The organism is Microcystis aeruginosa NIES-843 (assembly GCF_000010625.1).
Classification (GTDB): domain Bacteria; phylum Cyanobacteriota; class Cyanobacteriia; order Cyanobacteriales; family Microcystaceae; genus Microcystis; species Microcystis aeruginosa.
In genome coordinates this window covers 5,705,461-5,722,395 of the sequence record NC_010296.1, presented here as the reverse complement: position 1 = coordinate 5,722,395, position 16,935 = coordinate 5,705,461, and the positions used below count along the sequence as shown (strand labels likewise).

The 16,935-nt window shown below is 41.8% G+C and carries 20 protein-coding genes; 12 read left to right on the top strand and 8 right to left on the bottom strand.

All coding sequences use genetic code 11. The features are described 5' to 3' along the window. Positions 1 to 265: 265 nt before the first annotated feature. The 3 genes from MAE_RS27010 to MAE_RS27000 all read left to right on the top strand — a co-directional run bounded on the left by MAE_RS27010 (position 266) and on the right by MAE_RS27000 (position 2,238). Positions 266 to 529, top strand: a complete 264-nt coding sequence (locus MAE_RS27010) for a HypC/HybG/HupF family hydrogenase formation chaperone (RefSeq protein WP_002797289.1) — start codon at positions 266 to 268, stop codon at positions 527 to 529. A gap of 148 nt (positions 530 to 677) precedes the next feature. Beyond that, entirely contained in the window at positions 678 to 1,790 is a 1,113-nt protein-coding gene (gene hypD / locus MAE_RS27005) for a hydrogenase formation protein HypD (RefSeq protein ID WP_012268300.1), read from the top strand. 94 nt (positions 1,791 to 1,884) lie between these two features. Next, positions 1,885 to 2,238 carry a hypothetical protein gene (locus MAE_RS27000; protein WP_012268299.1) on the top strand — a complete coding sequence of 118 codons (354 nt, stop codon included), beginning with the start codon at positions 1,885 to 1,887 and terminating at the stop codon, positions 2,236 to 2,238. Here the strand turns inward: MAE_RS27000 and MAE_RS26995 are convergent. Continuing rightward, positions 2,235 to 2,732, bottom strand: coding sequence for an HNH endonuclease (locus tag MAE_RS26995; RefSeq protein ID WP_012268298.1), 498 nt, complete (start codon positions 2,730 to 2,732; stop codon positions 2,235 to 2,237). The two genes, MAE_RS27000 and MAE_RS26995, sit on opposite strands and share 4 nt — an antisense overlap. A 236-nt stretch (positions 2,733 to 2,968) precedes the next feature. Between MAE_RS26995 and MAE_RS26990 the strand changes: the two genes are divergently transcribed. Further along, complete coding sequence (locus tag MAE_RS26990) at positions 2,969 to 3,163, top strand: NAD(P)H dehydrogenase subunit NdhS (protein ID WP_002759298.1); 195 nt, start codon at positions 2,969 to 2,971, stop codon at positions 3,161 to 3,163. A gap of 2 nt (positions 3,164 to 3,165) precedes the next feature. Continuing rightward, positions 3,166 to 3,840 carry an HAS-barrel domain-containing protein gene (locus tag MAE_RS26985; protein ID WP_002732419.1) on the top strand — a complete coding sequence of 225 codons (675 nt, stop codon included), beginning with the start codon at positions 3,166 to 3,168 and terminating at the stop codon, positions 3,838 to 3,840. 171 nt (positions 3,841 to 4,011) lie between these two features. Here MAE_RS26985 and MAE_RS26980 read toward each other — a convergent pair whose 3' ends face one another. Together MAE_RS26980 and MAE_RS26975 are read right to left on the bottom strand one after the other, a co-directional pair. Then, positions 4,012 to 4,431, bottom strand: a complete 420-nt coding sequence (locus MAE_RS26980) for a hypothetical protein (protein ID WP_041804458.1) — start codon at positions 4,429 to 4,431, stop codon at positions 4,012 to 4,014. Then, positions 4,424 to 4,684: a hypothetical protein gene (locus tag MAE_RS26975; protein ID WP_012268296.1), complete on the bottom strand. Its 261-nt coding sequence runs from the start codon at positions 4,682 to 4,684 to the stop codon at positions 4,424 to 4,426. Before MAE_RS26975 ends, MAE_RS26980 begins: the two co-directional genes overlap by 8 nt. A 925-nt stretch (positions 4,685 to 5,609) precedes the next feature. Here MAE_RS26975 and MAE_RS26970 point away from each other — a divergent pair. After that, positions 5,610 to 5,825 carry a hypothetical protein gene (locus tag MAE_RS26970; protein ID WP_012268295.1) on the top strand — a complete coding sequence of 72 codons (216 nt, stop codon included), beginning with the start codon at positions 5,610 to 5,612 and terminating at the stop codon, positions 5,823 to 5,825. Then, a complete protein-coding gene (locus MAE_RS26965; protein WP_002782273.1) occupies positions 5,822 to 6,103 on the top strand; it encodes a type II toxin-antitoxin system RelE/ParE family toxin in 282 nt (93 codons plus the stop codon). Before MAE_RS26970 ends, MAE_RS26965 begins: the two co-directional genes overlap by 4 nt. A gap of 58 nt (positions 6,104 to 6,161) precedes the next feature. Here the strand turns inward: MAE_RS26965 and MAE_RS26960 are convergent, their stop codons facing one another. Then, positions 6,162 to 6,497, bottom strand: a complete 336-nt coding sequence (locus MAE_RS26960; RefSeq protein ID WP_012268294.1) for a hypothetical protein — start codon at positions 6,495 to 6,497, stop codon at positions 6,162 to 6,164. A 294-nt stretch (positions 6,498 to 6,791) separates the two neighbouring features. Between MAE_RS26960 and rpe the strand changes: the two genes are divergently transcribed. After that, positions 6,792 to 7,499, top strand: a complete 708-nt coding sequence (gene rpe / locus MAE_RS26955) for a ribulose-phosphate 3-epimerase (protein WP_002797282.1) — start codon at positions 6,792 to 6,794, stop codon at positions 7,497 to 7,499. 273 nt (positions 7,500 to 7,772) lie between these two features. Here the strand turns inward: rpe and hisN are convergent, their stop codons facing one another. Continuing rightward, complete coding sequence (gene hisN / locus MAE_RS26950; RefSeq protein ID WP_012268293.1) at positions 7,773 to 8,579, bottom strand: histidinol-phosphatase; 807 nt, start codon at positions 8,577 to 8,579, stop codon at positions 7,773 to 7,775. A 513-nt stretch (positions 8,580 to 9,092) separates the two neighbouring features. On the opposite strand from hisN, the gene MAE_RS26945 reads away from it, so the two are divergent. From MAE_RS26945 to hypF, 3 genes are all read left to right on the top strand, one after another. Next, positions 9,093 to 9,503, top strand: coding sequence for a hypothetical protein (locus MAE_RS26945; protein ID WP_012268291.1), 411 nt, complete (start codon positions 9,093 to 9,095; stop codon positions 9,501 to 9,503). 448 nt (positions 9,504 to 9,951) lie between these two features. Further along, positions 9,952 to 10,626 (top strand): hypothetical protein, encoded by a 675-nt coding sequence (locus tag MAE_RS26940; RefSeq protein ID WP_012268290.1) that lies wholly within the window; start codon positions 9,952 to 9,954, stop codon positions 10,624 to 10,626. Positions 10,627 to 10,675: 49 nt separating this feature from the next. Next, a complete protein-coding gene (gene hypF, locus MAE_RS26935; protein WP_012268289.1) occupies positions 10,676 to 12,940 on the top strand; it encodes a carbamoyltransferase HypF in 2,265 nt (754 codons plus the stop codon). 355 nt (positions 12,941 to 13,295) lie between these two features. Here hypF and MAE_RS26930 read toward each other — a convergent pair whose 3' ends face one another. Further along, positions 13,296 to 13,586, bottom strand: a complete 291-nt coding sequence (locus MAE_RS26930; protein WP_002797276.1) for a hypothetical protein — start codon at positions 13,584 to 13,586, stop codon at positions 13,296 to 13,298. Between the two features lie 365 nt (positions 13,587 to 13,951). On the opposite strand from MAE_RS26930, the gene MAE_RS26925 reads away from it, so the two are divergent. Beyond that, a complete protein-coding gene (locus MAE_RS26925; protein WP_012268287.1) occupies positions 13,952 to 15,682 on the top strand; it encodes a diflavin flavoprotein in 1,731 nt (576 codons plus the stop codon). A 72-nt stretch (positions 15,683 to 15,754) separates the two neighbouring features. On the opposite strand, the gene MAE_RS26920 is transcribed toward MAE_RS26925, so the two are convergent. Next, positions 15,755 to 16,237 carry a DUF3368 domain-containing protein gene (locus MAE_RS26920; protein ID WP_012268286.1) on the bottom strand — a complete coding sequence of 161 codons (483 nt, stop codon included), beginning with the start codon at positions 16,235 to 16,237 and terminating at the stop codon, positions 15,755 to 15,757. Then, positions 16,224 to 16,508 (bottom strand): UPF0175 family protein, encoded by a 285-nt coding sequence (locus MAE_RS26915; RefSeq protein WP_002766977.1) that lies wholly within the window; start codon positions 16,506 to 16,508, stop codon positions 16,224 to 16,226. Before MAE_RS26915 ends, MAE_RS26920 begins: the two co-directional genes overlap by 14 nt. Positions 16,509 to 16,935: the final 427 nt, after the last annotated feature.

Below are 16,935 nucleotides of genomic sequence, written 5' to 3'. Positions count from 1 at the left end.
TGGGATAGTGTCCACGGTTCGGGACAGGGGAAATCTTAAAAAAGATACGGGAAAAAAAGCTGTTCTTGAGGGCAATAGTCCAGAATGGCAGGTAAGACCGAGTAAAAAGGGGAAAGAGGAAAGGAAAAAGTAAAAAGGATAACCTTTGACTGTATAGCGTTTCTTAGAGGGATGAAGTATGACCTGATTCTCGGTTGATATTACTGCAATCTCTAGCCAAAAAATCAGCCCATAATTAACAAAAACTAGATTTAAGGTAAAAACTATGTGTTTAGGCATACCGGGACAAATTACGGCAATTATTGATGAAAACCATCATCTGGCTCTCGTCGATGTGGGGGGTGTAAAAAGAGAAGTAAATATCGCTTGTATTGTTGATGAAGACCATCCCGCTAATACTTGTGTAGGGGATTGGGTATTAGTTCATGTGGGTTTTGCCATGAATCGAATCGATGAAGATGAGGCGCAAGAAACCTTAAATTTATTAACACAATTATTGGAATTAGAGGAAGAATTTAATCATAATTAATGTTCTTAATTAGTTAGCCACAAATTAATTCTTTTGTCTATCTTAAGAAATGTAAATTACGGCAATTATTACTGACGACCGACGACCGACGACCGGCTCCACAATTAACTTTACTTTTGTCCAACCACTTATAGAGAGAAAGCTTGTTATGAAATACGTTGATGAATTTCGTGATCCGGTTAAAGCGGCAGGATTAATTCAACAAATTGAACAATTATCGATAAGAATCTCTGAAAAGCGGGAAAAAGTTACTAAAATTATGGAGGTTTGTGGGGGTCATACCCACTCAATTTTTAAATACGGTATCGAGGCAATACTTCCCGAAACTATCGAATTAATTCATGGTCCCGGATGTCCCGTTTGTGTAATGCCGCGAGGTCGTTTAGATGATGCCATTTTTCTCGCACAACAACCGAACGTAATTCTGACAACTTTTGGCGATACTATGCGTGTCCCTGGTTCCCATTTGAGTCTGCTGCAAGCACGAGCAAAAGGTGATGATATTCGCATGGTTTATTCTCCTCGCGATGCCTTAAAAATTGCCAGAGAAAATCTCGATAAAGAAGTAATATTTCTAGCCTTAGGTTTTGAAACAACCGTTCCTAGCACAGCTTTAACTGTTTTAGAAGCCCAAAGAGATGGTATCACTAATTTTAGTTTATTTTCTAATCATGTGGTGATTATTCCCGCTCTGAAAGCTTTGTTAGATAACCCGGATCTACAGTTAGACGGTTTTGTTGGTCCTGGTCATGTTAGCATGGTAATTGGCACAGAACCCTATCAAGTTATTGCCCAAGAATATCATAAACCTGTGGTAGTTTCTGGGTTTGAACCTTTGGATATTCTGCAATCAATTTGGATGGTATTAAAACAATTAGATGAGCAGAGATGTGAGATCGAAAATCAGTACGATCGAGTGGTACAAAATCAAGGAAATAGAGTCGCTTTATCGGCAATCAAGCAAGTTTTTGAACTGCGGGATCAGTTTGAATGGCGAGGTTTAGGAGAAATTGCTCAAGGAGGGTTAAAACTGCGAGATGAGTACAGTAATTTTGATGCGGAGAAGAAATTTACTTTACCCAATCAGCGCGTTAAAGATCACAAAGCTTGTCAGTGTGGCGAAATTCTTAAAGGTGTTTTAAAACCCTGGGAATGTAAAGTATTTGGGACTGCTTGTACTCCAGAACATCCCATCGGTACTTGTATGGTTTCTAGTGAAGGTGCTTGTGCCGCTTATTATAAGTATGGTAGAAATCAGTAAAAAAATTTTACTGATTAGGGTAGGGTCTTTTCCGGTGAGGAAACGCTAGAATTATCACCAGAAGAAATTAACAATCTCTCGGTGATAAAAAAAAATGAAGATCAAAAATAATCTGGGTTTATTTGGCTTAACTATCTCTCTGCTGCTAGTTATCGCTTCGGAAATTGTTCTTGCTTCCCAAGAACAAACCCTAGAACTGCAACCAAGTCAACCCCCCAGCGCCGATTTTTTCAAACCCGTCACCAATCTAATTAAAGATTTAAACAATCAGGGAGTAACTATCACCGATCCCAATGATCCCATGGCGGTGCGCTACCGAGTCAATTCCCCCTGTCCTGGTTGTTCGGTTTATCTAGGCACGGGAGTTGCCAATCCTCGCACCCAGACTAATAATAATGGCATGGGAATCAATTTTGGTCTTGGTTTCACCATGCCCTTCTCACCCTAAATACCGATGACATATTTACGCCATTCGTGATTGTGATTCTCCCTGGTGTGCTTTAATAGCTCAAAGTGGAGACTGCTGTAGGGACGACGAGGTTGGGCGTGCAGGGACATATTGGCCTCTTTTGGTGTACGATTGCCCTTATGCACATTACAACGCACACAAGCCGCCACTAAATTCTCCCAGGTATCACCCCCTCCGCGAGAACGGGGAATCACATGATCGATGGTTAATTGTTCACCTCGGTAGAGACAGTATTGACAGGTGTGATGATCTCGTTCGAGAATATTACGACGGGTTAAAGGAATTTCCTTGTAGGGAACACGCACGTATTGCCTAAGACGGATAACAGAAGGTAGCGGTAAGTCACGACAAACCACTTTTCCGTTATGTTCTAGGGATTCAGCTTTTCCTTTCAACAATAAAACGATCGCGCGCCGCCAACTGGTAATATTTAGCGGTTCGTAGGAGGCATTCAACACGAGAACCTTGCTCATAGGTGTCTGGAGATCGCTTGAATTTACCCCGAATGGTAGCACAGATCACTGAGATTGGAACCTATTATTCAGTGTTGGGGAAGTGGGGAGCTTTTTTCAGTTCTCGGTAAACAGCCTTTCGTCCGGGGATGATGCCAAATCCCCTCATACCTCTTATTGCCGGCCGACGACCGACGAGCGATAACTAATTTTTGATAAGCTAAAAGACAGTTAATTATAATTTCGTCGTCAATCCTATGATTTTGCCAGGTAGTACCGTTCGAGTCACCAATCCCGATGATACCTACTATAAATTTGAAGGTTTAGCCCAGCGTTTAAGCGATGGGAAAGTGGCCGTTCTTTTTGAGGGGGGCAACTGGGATAAGTTAGTTACCTTTAATCTCTCGGAATTAGAAGAAGTAATTATTGCCCCCGCTAAAGGCAAAAAATAACCATGCGTCCACCCTTACCGCAATTGGCCACGGATAACCGCCATCCCGATCATATCGCCGAAGTTATCGAGACGACGACGACCGAGTTCTTAGCGCAATGTTTGGAACCAGAGGAGTTAAATTTTCCTTTTATGCCTGCTTTTGGTAGTTGGGTAAAAGCCTACGATGAAGAAACGGGTAATAAGATTTTTGGGATTGTCACCTTTGCCACCACTGCCCCCATCGATTCGGTACATCGCGCTAGAGCTTTGGGGTTATCTTTGGCTGAATTGCGGGAACAACAGCCGCAGATTTTCGCTATGTTAAAAACGGAATTTCGGGCAACTATTGTCGGTTTTGAAACCCTGCCAGGACAATTTAATGGCAATGGTTCCGGGCGAGGTTATATCTATCAATATATTCCTCCCCGACCCCCACAAATTCATCAGGCGGTTTATCAATGTGAGTCGTTAGAAGTGGTTTATTTTAGCGAACAATTAGACTTTTTACGAATTTTATTACAGGTCAAGAATACTCCCGTGGAAGCTTTGGCAGCTGCTTCTATCCGTCAGATGTATCAATTGCGTCAAGCCGATCGACAATGGTTAGTGAATGTGGGCAGACAGTTAAGTGTTTTACTTAAAGATGATTATGATCGCTTGCGTTATATTCTCAGTCAAATTCATATTAGTCCTTAGATGATTCGGCGTTGCTGATTTTAATTATGAATTGTCTTCTGAGCAATTCTTCAAACTCCGAACCAAGTTAACTTGTGGATACTTTGCACAATTAGCATTCATATCTGGATTGCTGCAAAGCCGATTATCTTCAAGCATTGTAACGGCTAAGATGAGCGGCGGCTATCAACTTCATCCGTCTTTCGGGCAAACCTCAAAAGCCAACTCGTGTCGATAAAAACACACATTGAACTCTGCAAAGAAGTTCATGTGTCCAAGAATTACAGGTATATCTCTCATCTTAGTCCAAGCGAATCCAAGCAGAACAGAAGGGAATTGTGCAATTGCACCAGATACAACCAAACCTCGTGAATTGCTTTGAGCCAAGTTTCCGCTCAAGGGAATGGATACTGTTTGATTTTCCCAGACTGCTCCTAGCTGTAGGCCAATCTCGTAGGGTAGAACATTGACACTGGCACCAGTGTCCAGCAATGCTGTCACTTCTAGAGAACGATCGCCCAGTGTGAGCATTAAAGGGATATATGGCATGATTACCGATCGCCCTAGGTTGTCTCTTCGTTCAGTAAATGAATAGCGTTGTCCATCAAGCATTGGATGTTCCCTTTGCAGCAATCAGAAGCTCCGACAATGCCTGCACTGCTGCGCTATCGGTTTGAGGCGACCATAGCACGGCTTCAGTGGATGCCAGTTGCTCAAGCAGTACATTTTCCGGATCAGGTTCTCTAGTTGGTTCTAGGCTGCATCCCTCTTCTTTGGCGACTGCTAGGAGCAGAAAGTGAATGAGTCGAAGCTTATCTTGGTGAGATAACTGATTAACTGTGGGCAACAGTTGACTGAGTGACATATTGTTGACTCTGGAGAATACTTCTCTCCATTATAGGTTCGATTCTCGGCGTTGCTGATTTATAATTATGAATTGTCCCCTAGGCAATTCTTAAAACTGGGGAACAGGCGTTCGTTATGTATATATTATACATATAGGTTATGTATATATTGATTGTATATATAACCCACATTCCGCACCCTAAAGTGTCACATTGAAAATTTTATCTAAATCGTCAAAACGATTGCCGGCTCTGAATTACAGGCTAATTTGTTTGCCCAGCAGATGCACAATTAGCCCTAAAAATCTGATAGCTCTGATACCAAATTATTGAGATAAACTCTCATTAAGCTGGCGATCGCTGACTAGAGTGTGACACTTCATAATTCTTAGTAATCGCTAAAAGTCTTACTATACAAGGGCTAGAGCAACTTTTGATTTCAACGACTAGGGTGCGGAATGTGGGATATAAGTTTGGGCATAATATAGTTAGTTATAAATAGTTGACTAGAAAAAAAATGTCGATATAATAGACCTCTTGCATAAATCCGAAAACAAACGATAGAAACAATAATAGGAGGGACTTTCAGTTAATTATTTATTAGTAGTTGATAATCTTCAAAAATGTTGCTGTACAAGGATCGACTTAAGACTTTTGCAAGAGGTCTAATGAATGTTTATACGGTAACTCTCGCTATTTTTATCCTTGATTGTAAATTTGGCTCTTCGGTTTGTGTTATGCAATAGACGGGGGTTATAAGGGATGTAACCCTTATATAGAAAGGCATTTAGCGATTTTTGTTAATTGTTTTTGATCTAGAGCGAACTAATCAATTAAGTCTCTTACCAGATAAGGATTTAGTCGATTTATGCCCCCCTATCGAACCATACCAAGTAACGAAGAACCGTAAATTCTAGATAGTTTAATCGATCGCCCCTTAAGAAAATGGCAATACAAACAACCTTTGCAGAGATTCTAGAAGCGGCTGAGCAACTTCCCCTTGAAGATCAAGAAAATCTCATTCATATTTTACAGAATCGTCTTCGAGATCAAAAAAGAACAGAGTTGGTTAGAGATGTTCAAGAAGCTCAACAAGAATTTGCACAAGGTCAATGTCAACCCCTGACACCTGAACAAATCATGGAGGAAATCCTTGCGTGAATTTTGTTTTATTACGCTCCAATATATTTATTAGAAATGCTCGAAAAATTGTGAAAAAACAGGCTTTTTTAGTTCAAAATATCCAAGAAACTTTAGCTTTATTATCCGTAGATCCATTTCAACCTCGATTAAGAACACACAAATTAAAAGGGGAGCTTAAAGACTCTTATGCTTGTAGTGTGGGCTATGATTTAAGAATTGTCTTTAAATTCGTTGAATATGAGCAGAAACAGGCAATTCTTTTAGAGTCAATTGGGACTCACGATGAAGTTTATTAGTGCGGATGATTATTGCGCTCAGTTTGGAGAAACCGAAACAGAATCAAGATAAAAAACCCTAAGATGTTTCATTAACAGATATTTCAGCTTTTTTGAGGGCAATTTGCCATTCTAAGTCAGCTATTTCTCGATCGAGTTCGACAATTTCACTATTAACTTGCTTTAAATCGGCGATAATTTCTTGTTTACTGCGTTTTCTACCGTAGATAGCCAGTTCATCCTCTTGTAATTTCTCAAGGATAGAGTCTAGGGAAGCGGTTAAATCGGCCGAGGGACTATCCATAATACCTAAACGCATTAAGACCTGTACCGCTTTGACAACGTCTTGCTGATAGGCTTCTCTAGAAGGGTAATCTTGGGGTTTTTTGAGATTTAAAGCGTCAATGATATTCATATTTCAGGTTATGAAGGTTAAATGCGAAACTGTGATTATGTCACACTTATATACCTCAAGTTTCTAATAAATTCCCTAAAAGGGATTGCAACATCTTTTATTCTAGAGTAGAAATGATTGATTGTCAGTAGCGGTTATTGCTATACAACAATTACAAATTTTTGTCTGTTACAATTTATACAAAATGCCCTGGGATTACCCCGACTGAAAACTCAAATCCGATTAGTGATCACTGATCACTGATTGCTGATAAGATTGTTACGAAAATATAAACACGAAATTCTATAGTTAGCCATGACCCAAAACGGAAGCTCGAAGTCGATCGTTGTCTCTCCCTCGATCCTATCGGCGGATTTTAGTAAATTAGGAGCCGATATCGAGGCTGTGGATAAGGCAGGAGCCGATTGGATTCACGTTGATGTGATGGATGGTCGTTTTGTCCCGAATATCACCATTGGACCCCTGATTGTCTCCGCTATTCGTCCCTATACGAAAAAACCTTTAGATGTGCATTTAATGATCGTGGAACCAGAAAAATATGTGGCTGACTTTGCGAAAGCGGGTGCTGACATTATTTCTGTTCACGCTGAACATAATGCTTCTCCCCACCTCCATCGTACTCTTTGCCAAATCCGCGAACTCGGTAAACAAGCGGGTGTGGTGTTAAATCCCTCCACTCCCCTAGATTTAATCGAATATGTGCTGCATTTGTGCGATTTAGTCCTAATTATGAGCGTTAACCCCGGTTTTGGTGGCCAGAGTTTTATCCCGGAAGTTGTCCCCAAAATCCTTCAATTACGCCAAATGTGCGATGAAAGAGGCTTGGATCCCTGGATTGAAGTGGATGGCGGCTTAAAACCGGCTAATACTTGGCAAGTTCTCGAAGCGGGTGCTAATGCGATTGTAGCAGGTTCGGCGGTATTTAATGCCCCCGATTACGCGACGGCGATCGAAGGTATCCGTAACAGCAAACGTCCCCAACCTCAATTAGCCACGGTTTAATTGCTGCGGGGGTGGGTTAGCTGTTGATTAATTAGGGTCTGCTGAAAAAGTTTTTCGTGGGGACAGGGTGTGGGGTGTGGGGTGTGGGGTGTGGGGTGTAGGTTTTTACCGATTCTCATCTGGTCAATTACCTAATTTTCAGAGAAAAAGTACCTGAATTTTCCCACGATCACTCCCATAACTGGTACTTTTTGATTGACAAAAAGTCTAAAAGTCTTACCCAACAAGGTTTTTAGATTTATTCAGCCAGCCTTAATTATCTTGGCATTCGCACTAACCCACTCTGCTGATTTGTTCTAAAACCTGCCGCCATAAACCCGAATTAGAGACGGCTAAAACTTCGCTAGAATCAGCTTGTAGGGGATTACCTGACCAATCGCTAATTATTCCGCCCGCACCTTCAATAATCGGGACTAAAGCACAAAAATCGTAGTATTTCAGGTCTGATTCTAGGATGACCATCGGCATGGCAGTGCAGCCGGTGGCTAACATCATATAGTTATAACAATCACCCCCAAAAGCGGTACGTTTACAGACGCTTTGCAGCTGACGAGCGATCGCTTGTTGTCGTTCTGTGATAAACATTAAGGGAGTGGTGGAGGCTAAACAGGCATTTTTTAAGACAAGTTCCCGATCTTGACGGTAGGGATTAACAATCATCTGGTTATTATAAAGACTCGCTTTTCCCTTCACTCCTAACCAGCGATCGCCTAAAATCGGTTGATCGACAATTCCTAAAATCGGTTGATTTTCTGCCACTAGGCCGATTAAAGTCCCAAAAATAGGCAATCCTTTGACAAAAGAGGATGTGCCATCGATCGGATCCAATACCCAATAACGACCACTTTGGGAGGGAATATTGGCTCCTTCTTCTCGAATAACCCCATCTTCAGGCAATTCTCGCCGAATAATCGCCACCATCGCCTCCTCAGCTTCTTGATCGGCGATTGTTACTATTGAGGAAACTTGATCGAGTTTGGTCTCGGTTTCTAGATGGGGCTGCCGAAAATAGCGCCGGATAATCTCTCCAGACGCGTCCGCTAATTGATGAGCTAGTTGGATAGTGCGATCGATATTCATGAGGGGAAACAATACAGCAGAATTTAGAAGACAGGAGACAGGAGTAGGGAGTGTGGGAAGTGGGGAGGTGAGGGATTTAGCGGAAATTTCCCTATCACCCTAAATCCCTATTGCCTCTTGCATAGTGCGAGCGATATTCATCAATAAAAGTTATCCATACAGGAAAACAATAATGTTTATTTATGGTAAAGGGGAAGTGGGGAAGTGGGGAGGTGAGGGATTTAGCGGAAATTTGCCTATCACCCTAAATCCCTATTGCCTCTTGCATAGTGCGATCGATGTTCATCAATAAAAGTTATCCATACAGGAAAACAATAATGTTTATTTATGGTAAAGGGGAAGTGGGGAATTGGGGAAGTGGGGGAAATTTCCCTATCACCCTAAATACTTATTGCCGCGTCGAACCTAGAACTATCAATGGGTAACAGCTTGATTTTGACTCCATAATTAAATTAGTCAACGATCGACTCAATCTCAAGACGAGAAAAAATTAATCTATTAGGAGTTTAGCTGATGACGGCTTTTACGGAAAATGACCTAAAAAGGTTAGAAAATCTGATTATCAATGGACAAAAAGCGATCGAAACTCGTTTAACTTCTCTGGAGAGTGGACAAAAAGCGATCGAAACTCGTTTAACCTCTTTGGAGAATGGACAAAAAGCGATCGAGAATAGCGTCGGAGAGATCAAAAGAGAAATTCAGGTCTTAGAGATAGGACAGACGGAAATTAAGGGAGAAATCAGGACTTTAGACGCAAAAATCACGGGTTTAAATGAAAGAGTGCAACTCATCGAGGCATCCGTGGGAAAAATTCCCGATTTAGCCGAAAAAATTGGGGAGGTAAAAAACTGGAAACAGATCGGTATATCGATTGTGACTGCTTTTGTGGGTGGGGTAATTGGTTGGTTGATTCGGGGAAAATAAAACTAAGGAATTTGACATACCCCACGCCGTAAACGGACGTGGATTCTTCTAGCATCACTGCTGAGAATTTCTGGCTCAACGAGTCCACTTGAATTAGATTCCTGGCGAAATCCCACCCAGAGGTGGTTCTCTCCTCAGACTTTCGCTCCCTTACAGAAGCCTGTTTTCGTGTGCCCCACGATACAGTTCAAAACCTCTAAAATGCTTGGTTTCTCTGGTACTTGGTGCTGAGAATTTTTACCTATAGGAGCATTCCCCTATAGAACCCCATAACTCTAGTTTTCAAGGTGCGTTCATCCGGCGATGACTGGGTTTTTTAAGCGGTTGCTTACCCTGCCCGCTATTCTTAATATCATAGATCATATAAAGTCGCCCTAAAAGGGCGAGGCTTTAATCCCAATTTTTCGGTAACATAGTATTAAGCATTTGTATATTTTTATTAATTTTTATGGAACAGACAGCTTTAAATCTGATCGCAATTACCGTTTTTTCGATCACTCTTTCCGTATTTGTCACCCCTTTGCTGTCTATTTCGCCTTTTGTCCCTGCTTTAGCTACTTTTAGCCTCTTGGGATTAGTTACCGTTGATACTCTCACCTTTAATAACCGGGGCGTGACTTTACTACTGGATGCTCTTTCTCCTAGTAAACACCGTCAAAGAGTTATTTACCACGAAGCCGGACATTTTCTCACCGCTTATATTTTGGGCATTCCGATCGCCAGTTATAGTTTGACCGCTTGGGAAGCCTTTCGTCAAGGCCAGGAGGGAGTCGGCGGTGTTCAATTTGACCTAGCAGATTTAGAGCAAAAAGTCAAGAACTTTACTGATTTTCCTGCTTTTTTAGAGCGAATTTCTACGGTGTGGATGGCGGGAATTGCTGCCGAAACCTTAGTTTATGGTAAAGCGGCAGGGGGAGAAAGCGATCGATTTTATCTGCAATCGGCCTTAAAATTAGCGGGGGTTTCCGAGAATAATTATGCCCAAAAAGAGCGCTGGAGTTTATTACAGGCAAAAACTCTTTTAGAAAAACAACAGACTGCCTATCAAGCTTTAGTGATAGCTATGGAAAAAAGGGCCAGTGTGGAAGAATGCTGTCGGGTGATTAGTGAAAGTTTAGTATAACGGGAAAAGTAATCAGGGATGAATTTGATGATTTCCCCGTTAAATTTTTATGAATAATCAGAGCATTCAATCCGAGCAGCGATTAGCTTTAATTGTGCGCGGGGCAGTACAAGGGGTCGGTTTTCGTCCTTTTGTTTATCGATTAGCAACGGAATTAAACGTAGCCGGTTGGGTGAATAACACAGCAGCGGGAGTTTTTATTGAAGTCGAGGGCAATCGAGACAAACTAGAAACTTTTTTGACTCGATTATCTTTAGAAAAACCACCTCGATCGCTAATTGAAAATATTGAGACTCAATGGTTAAATCCCGTCGGTTATCAAAACTTTAGCATACGGCCTAGCAGCGGCGGTGAAAAAAATACAATTGTTCTGCCCGATTTAGCCACTTGTCCCGATTGTTTAGCCGATATTTTTGACCCGAATAATCGTCGTTATCGCTATCCTTTTACTAACTGCACTAACTGCGGTCCTCGCTACAGTATCATCGAGAGTTTGCCCTATGATCGCAGTGCCACAACTATGAGGGGTTTTAATCAGTGTCCCGAATGTCAAAGGGAATACGAAAACCCTCTGGATCGCCGTTTTCATGCCCAACCGAATGCCTGTCCTCGTTGCGGACCCCAAATTAGTCTTTTAGATAGTCAAGGATGTGTATTAGCGGAAAAAGATCAAGCTTTAATCGCTACTGCTAGAGCAATTGAACAGGGAAAAATTATAGCGATCAAAGGATTAGGAGGATTTCACCTAGTCGTCGATGCAAGAAATACGGAAGCAGTGCAAAAATTGCGACAACGTAAACAGCGACTGGATAAACCTTTTGCCGTGATGTATCCTAATCTTGAGTTAGTGAAAAAGCATGGTTATGTCTCTTCTTTAGAATCGCAATTATTGCAGTCTCCTGCTGCGGCAATCGTCCTGATCAAACAAAGAAAAAATTATCTTTCTGCTGCCGTTTCTCCGGGTAATCCCTATCTAGGAGTCATGTTACCCTATACTCCCTTACATCATCTTTTATTAGCAGAATTGGGCTTTCCTATTGTAGCAACCAGTGGTAATCTAGCCGATGAACCTATCTGTATTGAGGAAAAAGAAGCTTTAGAAAAATTGGGAACTATCGCCGATTTATTTCTAGTTCATAATCGTCCTATTGTTCGACCAGTGGATGACTCTATTATCAGGGAAATGGCAGGAAAAGCGATGATTTTGCGGCGAGCGCGGGGATATGCTCCCTTTCCCGTTAAAGTTAATGAGGGAGATTTTCCTCCGATTCTAGCCGTGGGAAGTTATTTTAAAAATACCGTGGCTATCTATCAAAAAAATCAAGTTTTTATTAGTCAACATATAGGCGATTTAGATACAGTTAATGCCGTTAATCACTTTGAAAATATTCTCGATAGTTTAAAAAAATTATACGAGTTTGCACCCGAAGTTATTGCCTGTGATGCTCATCCTGAATATCTAGCAACCAAGTACGCTTATAGTTTAAATTTACCCGTTATTCCCATTCAACACCATTACGCTCACGTTTTATCCTGCATGGCAGAACATCAGCTACAACCTCCGGTTTTAGGGGTTGCTTGGGATGGAACAGGATACGGTTTAGATGGCACAATTTGGGGGGGAGAATTTATCCATATCACTGCCGATTCTTGGCAGCGAGTCGCCCATTTTAAACCCTGGCCATTACCCGGAGGAGAAAAAGCGGTTAAAGAACCCAGACGAGTGGCTTTAGGATTACTAGAAGTTATGGAAAATACTGATAGGATAAAATCAGCTTTTAGTGAACAGGAATGGTCTATTTTTAGGCAAATGTTAACAAAAAAAATTAATTGTCCTTTAACTTCTAGTGTCGGGCGTTTGTTTGATGGTGTGGCGGCGATTCTAGGTTTATGTTATCAATTAAGTTTTGAGGGACAGGCAGCAATGCAGTTAGAATTTGCCCTTGAGGGCATTAAAACGGAGGAATATTATAATTTTTCTTTATCAGCTGACTCACCCATAGTTATTGATTGGAATCAGATAATTTTAGGAGTTGTTGAGGATTTAGAAAAACAAGTACAAATCGGCATAATTGCCGCTAAATTTCATAATAGTTTAAGTGAGATTATTGTAGAAATTGCTCAGAGAATAGGTAGAGAAAAAATTCTCTTGACGGGAGGCTGTTTTCAAAATCGTTATCTGACGGAAAGAACAATTAATCGCTTACAAGCTTCGGGATTTCAACCCTACTGGCAGCAAACTGTTCCCACTAATGATGGTGGTATTAGCCTTGGTCAAATTATCGGGGCTTTTTCTAGACTCAAACAGTTCTAGATAGGACAAAATTAACTTCTTGGTTAGGATAGACAAGAGGCAAGGGGTGCCTCTCACATTTGCAGAAATACCGACAATCAGCAATTATCAGTGACCCTTAAATTATTACAGACATATCAGCAGCTGCCTGTAAGCATCCCACCGAAAAACCAATGCGCTCTAGGGTTTGGGTAGGGTTGATTCATGAATCAACCCTACTATAGAGTTCTTGCATAATTAATTTTTGAGAGTGCAAAAATGAGATGCACCCAGAGGTAAGAGGTAGTTATAAGCGTTAAAGATAAACCACAGAGACACAAAGAACACAGAGAGCCGATTTTTTTCTAGACTGTTGAGATGGTCGAAAATTGAGATTTTAGTTTAAACGATGCCACTCAACGATTTTATTGCCTACTTTCAAAATAATTGCTTGACCTAAACCGAGTTCTTGTGTCACATTAACTAGATGGGCGAAATTTTGACGGGTGATTGCTAGTCCCTCCAAACAAGCTAGACAATCGAGACAGAGAACCGTGGAAAATTCCCAAGTTTGTCGGTAAACACGGCAATTATCCGGTAAAAAAGCCACAAGAGCGCGAAAATGAGTCAAAGCGGCTTTCTCAAAATTGGCGCTAGTGCAGTCAAAAGACGAGTGCTGATAGCTCATAAAAACTTTGCCTGATAGGGAGAGAGCAGGGTTTTCCTCAGACTAGCACCTCGCTTCTGGGGATCACCTTCCCTTTAGAATTTCTCAATAGACTGGCAAATCCCCCCAGAGGAGTATCGTTACCCGCGAGCCAATTGCTAGAAGCTAGGTTTCTTCCCAGAGATAGTGTACTGTAGATATTGATGTCCTTCCGGCTGGCAAGATAACCTATAAATTTCCCCACTCGTCCCCAGCGATAAAAGGCTGTATTTAGTCAAAAATCAAGTGTTGACTTTGATGCCAAACTTGCCTAGTAAAAAATGATCACAGCCTCAAGTTGCCGCTTAACTAATTGACTACTTAACTGATAACTGGTAACTAAGATTATGAATAATGCAATTGTCAAACCGAGAGATGTACAAGTAGCACCGATAGCCGCCGATACTTTTGTCTTTCGTTCCCGCACTTGGGACCGGTTAAAATTCGAGATCGAATACGGATTACAAAAGGGAACCACCGCCAATAGTTATCTGATTAAAAGTGAAAAGGTCGCTCTTTTTGATCCACCAGGGGAATCATTTTCGTCCATATTTTTAGAGGCTTTAACTAAAAGAATCGATCCGAAAACTATTGATTATATTATCCTCGGTCACGTTAACCCCAATCGTGCCGTCACCCTCAAGGCACTTTTAGAAATCGCGCCTCAAGTCACTTTTGTTTGTTCCAATCCGGGGGCAATTTCCCTGAAAAAAATTCTCGAAACCGAAGCATTAAATCTGTTCGTTGTCAAGGGGGAAGAAATATTAAATTTAGGAGCCAACCATCAATTAGAATTTATCCCCACTCCTAACCCCCGATTTCCCGATCAACTCTGTACCTACGACAGCAAAACCGATATTCTCTACACCGATAAATTGTTCGGAGCGCACGTTTGTGGCGACCAAATTTTTGATGAGGGTTGGACAGTTTATAACGAAGATCGGCGTTATTATTTCGATTGTCTCATGGCTCCCTATGCCAGCCAAATTAGCAACGCTTTGGAGAAATTAGCCGCTAAATCGCCCTTATTTTATGCCGTTGGTCACGGTCCTCTGGTGCGTTACGGGATGCACGAATTGACCCTTTCCTATCAACAATGGTTAGCAGTACAAAAGTATCAAGAGTTGACAATCGCCCTGATTTATGCCAGTGCCTACGGCAACACCGCCACCCTTGCTCAAGCGATCGCCATGGGGATCACGAAAGCGGCAGTAGCAGTCACGGCGATTAATGCCGAGTTCGCTGAACCAGACGAGATCAAAACGGCGATCGAAAAAAGTGTCGGTTTTATCTTTGGTTCCCCCACTTTGGGAGGACACGCACCGACTCCCATCCAAACCGCCTTGGGGATTACCCTGGCAAATGGCGATAAAAGCAAGCTGGTGGGGGTTTTTGGCTCCTACGGTTGGAGTGGTGAAGCGATCGATCTTTTGGAAGGTAAATTCCGGGATGGCGGTTATCGCTTCGGTTTTGAGCCAATTCGGGTTAAATTTAAGCCCACGGAGGCAATTTTAAAGACCTGTGAGGAAGCGGGAACCGATTTCGCTCAAGCAGTCAAAAAAGCTCGCAAAAGCAGACAACCGAAAACTAATGTTAACCAATCCCAAAGCGATCGGCGATCGCAGGCTCTGGGCCGTTTGGTGGGTTCTCTCTGTATCGTCACCTGCGAATTGGGGGAATTGCGCGGCGCCATGTTAGCCTCTTGGGTGTCGCAAGCGACGTTCACCCCCCCTGGATTGACTATTGCCGTGGCGAAAGAACGAGCGATCGAGTCTCTGCTTTATAGCGGTACGCCTTTTGTCCTTAATATCCTCCAAGAAGGTCAACATTTGGCTTTAATGAAGCATTTTCTTAAACCTTTTTCCCCCGGAGAAGATCGTTTTGCTAATATCGAAACCACTAAAGCTGAGAACGGTGGGCCGATTCTGGCCGAAGCGCTCGCTTATCTGGAATGTCGGGTAGAACAACGAATGGAGTGCGGTGATCATTGGCTGCTTTATGCGATCGCAGAAAAAGGCAGGGTTTTACACCAGGGTTTAACCGCCATCCATCATCGCAAATCTGGCAGTTATTATTAACTCATGGTGACGGGCAAGGGATCGCAAAAAACAAGGGTTTCGGCTGATCCCGAAAGTGAACAATACTCTCCCCTATCCTTCTGCTACTGTTTGTAAAACAAGATCAATAAATTTCTGGCTGTAGTATATGCCTTGTTGTTGCATCGTTTCTATGTAAGGTTTGACTGCAGCGATCTTTCCCAACTGTTTTGCTTTAATTAAAATACCGATCGAACCTGTAATTGGAATATTGAGAGATTTACACACCTGACGAGCAGCTAATTCATCGATAAGCACTAAAGGGGCTTTTTGTTCTAGTGCAAGGACGATGACTTCTGATTCTCCTCGATCTAGAGTCGGTAATAGTAAGGAAACCTGCTGTTGAGAGGCGATTTCTCGGACAGAAATCCACTGTTCTCGTAATAGATCGATCGAGCCAGTTTTGTCCTGATCGTAAGTGCTGATTTCAAGAGCTACTGCCTTAGGAATAACGATGCTTTTAACTATTTCTTGTAAAAGACCGAGTTGACCAATTCGCGCAAAAGCGATGAGGGGAGTAGCGTTACTTACAATCATCAGGCTCCAGTTTTTCTATTCCCTTTAATTCAACCGCTAACGCCGATTCGTCATAATCAAACAATACAATCCCTTTTTTAGACAAAATATCCATAAATTCTAGGCGATTAATTCTCGCTAATTCCGCCGCTTTTCCTAAAGAAAGTCGCTTTTCTTGAAAATAATAAATAGCGGCCAGAAGTTTAATTTCTTGACCGAGTTCATCAATTCCTATTTTTAAAGCGGCAAGAACATCGGGAGAAAATTCTAGATTTAATGTTTCATTTTTCATTCTAAGTACCTAGTTAAAAATAAAGTTAACTTTAGAGACAAGGGAACTCCGGAACAGGGAACAGAAGGGTTTCTGACTTTTTTTAAGATGCCTCTTAATTATTACAGCTTACAGCGTTTCTCATAAAGATGAAGTATAATCTGATTTGGCATCGTCTCCTGACTCCTGATTGAGGTGATTAAACCGCACAGTGCGCTATTATAGCAGAGGGCAGAAGGCAGAAAGAAAATCCTTGCCAGAACTGAATTTTAGCGATTTAGGTTGTCCTAACCAACTCGTTCTCTGCTATAAGTCTTATTAAGGGGGTGTTAGACCGATGCAGGTGAGATAGTGGCAGCAATTCTCATTTTGAAACGATTTTGCGTTGTTTGAGCGATCTAGAGATTCGTTAAGAATTATTAACCCCTCTAGGTGCAAGGGTTTTAAT

Excerpts from the sequence above, each read along its gene's own strand:
- MAE_RS26960 (WP_012268294.1), bottom strand. The coding sequence starts at position 6,497 with ATGAATATCATTGACGCTTTAAATCTCAAAAAACCCCAAGATTACCCT.
- hypD (WP_012268300.1), top strand. The coding sequence starts at position 678 with ATGAAATACGTTGATGAATTTCGTGATCCGGTTAAAGCGGCAGGATTA.
- MAE_RS26930 (WP_002797276.1), bottom strand. The coding sequence starts at position 13,586 with ATGAGCTATCAGCACTCGTCTTTTGACTGCACTAGCGCCAATTTTGAG.
- MAE_RS26915 (WP_002766977.1), bottom strand. The coding sequence starts at position 16,508 with ATGAAAAATGAAACATTAAATCTAGAATTTTCTCCCGATGTTCTTGCC.
- MAE_RS26970 (WP_012268295.1), top strand. The coding sequence starts at position 5,610 with ATGGCAATACAAACAACCTTTGCAGAGATTCTAGAAGCGGCTGAGCAA.
- MAE_RS26925 (WP_012268287.1), top strand. The coding sequence starts at position 13,952 with ATGAATAATGCAATTGTCAAACCGAGAGATGTACAAGTAGCACCGATA.
- hypF (WP_012268289.1), top strand. The coding sequence starts at position 10,676 with ATGAATAATCAGAGCATTCAATCCGAGCAGCGATTAGCTTTAATTGTG.
- MAE_RS26920 (WP_012268286.1), bottom strand. The coding sequence starts at position 16,237 with ATGATTGTAAGTAACGCTACTCCCCTCATCGCTTTTGCGCGAATTGGT.
- MAE_RS26975 (WP_012268296.1), bottom strand. The coding sequence starts at position 4,684 with ATGTCACTCAGTCAACTGTTGCCCACAGTTAATCAGTTATCTCACCAA.
- MAE_RS26945 (WP_012268291.1), top strand. The coding sequence starts at position 9,093 with ATGACGGCTTTTACGGAAAATGACCTAAAAAGGTTAGAAAATCTGATT.
- MAE_RS26980 (WP_041804458.1), bottom strand. The coding sequence starts at position 4,431 with ATGCTTGATGGACAACGCTATTCATTTACTGAACGAAGAGACAACCTA.
- rpe (WP_002797282.1), top strand. The coding sequence starts at position 6,792 with ATGACCCAAAACGGAAGCTCGAAGTCGATCGTTGTCTCTCCCTCGATC.
- MAE_RS27000 (WP_012268299.1), top strand. The coding sequence starts at position 1,885 with ATGAAGATCAAAAATAATCTGGGTTTATTTGGCTTAACTATCTCTCTG.
- hisN (WP_012268293.1), bottom strand. The coding sequence starts at position 8,579 with ATGAATATCGATCGCACTATCCAACTAGCTCATCAATTAGCGGACGCG.
- MAE_RS27010 (WP_002797289.1), top strand. The coding sequence starts at position 266 with ATGTGTTTAGGCATACCGGGACAAATTACGGCAATTATTGATGAAAAC.
- MAE_RS26985 (WP_002732419.1), top strand. The coding sequence starts at position 3,166 with ATGCGTCCACCCTTACCGCAATTGGCCACGGATAACCGCCATCCCGAT.
- MAE_RS26995 (WP_012268298.1), bottom strand. The coding sequence starts at position 2,732 with ATGAGCAAGGTTCTCGTGTTGAATGCCTCCTACGAACCGCTAAATATT.
- MAE_RS26940 (WP_012268290.1), top strand. The coding sequence starts at position 9,952 with ATGGAACAGACAGCTTTAAATCTGATCGCAATTACCGTTTTTTCGATC.
- MAE_RS26990 (WP_002759298.1), top strand. The coding sequence starts at position 2,969 with ATGATTTTGCCAGGTAGTACCGTTCGAGTCACCAATCCCGATGATACC.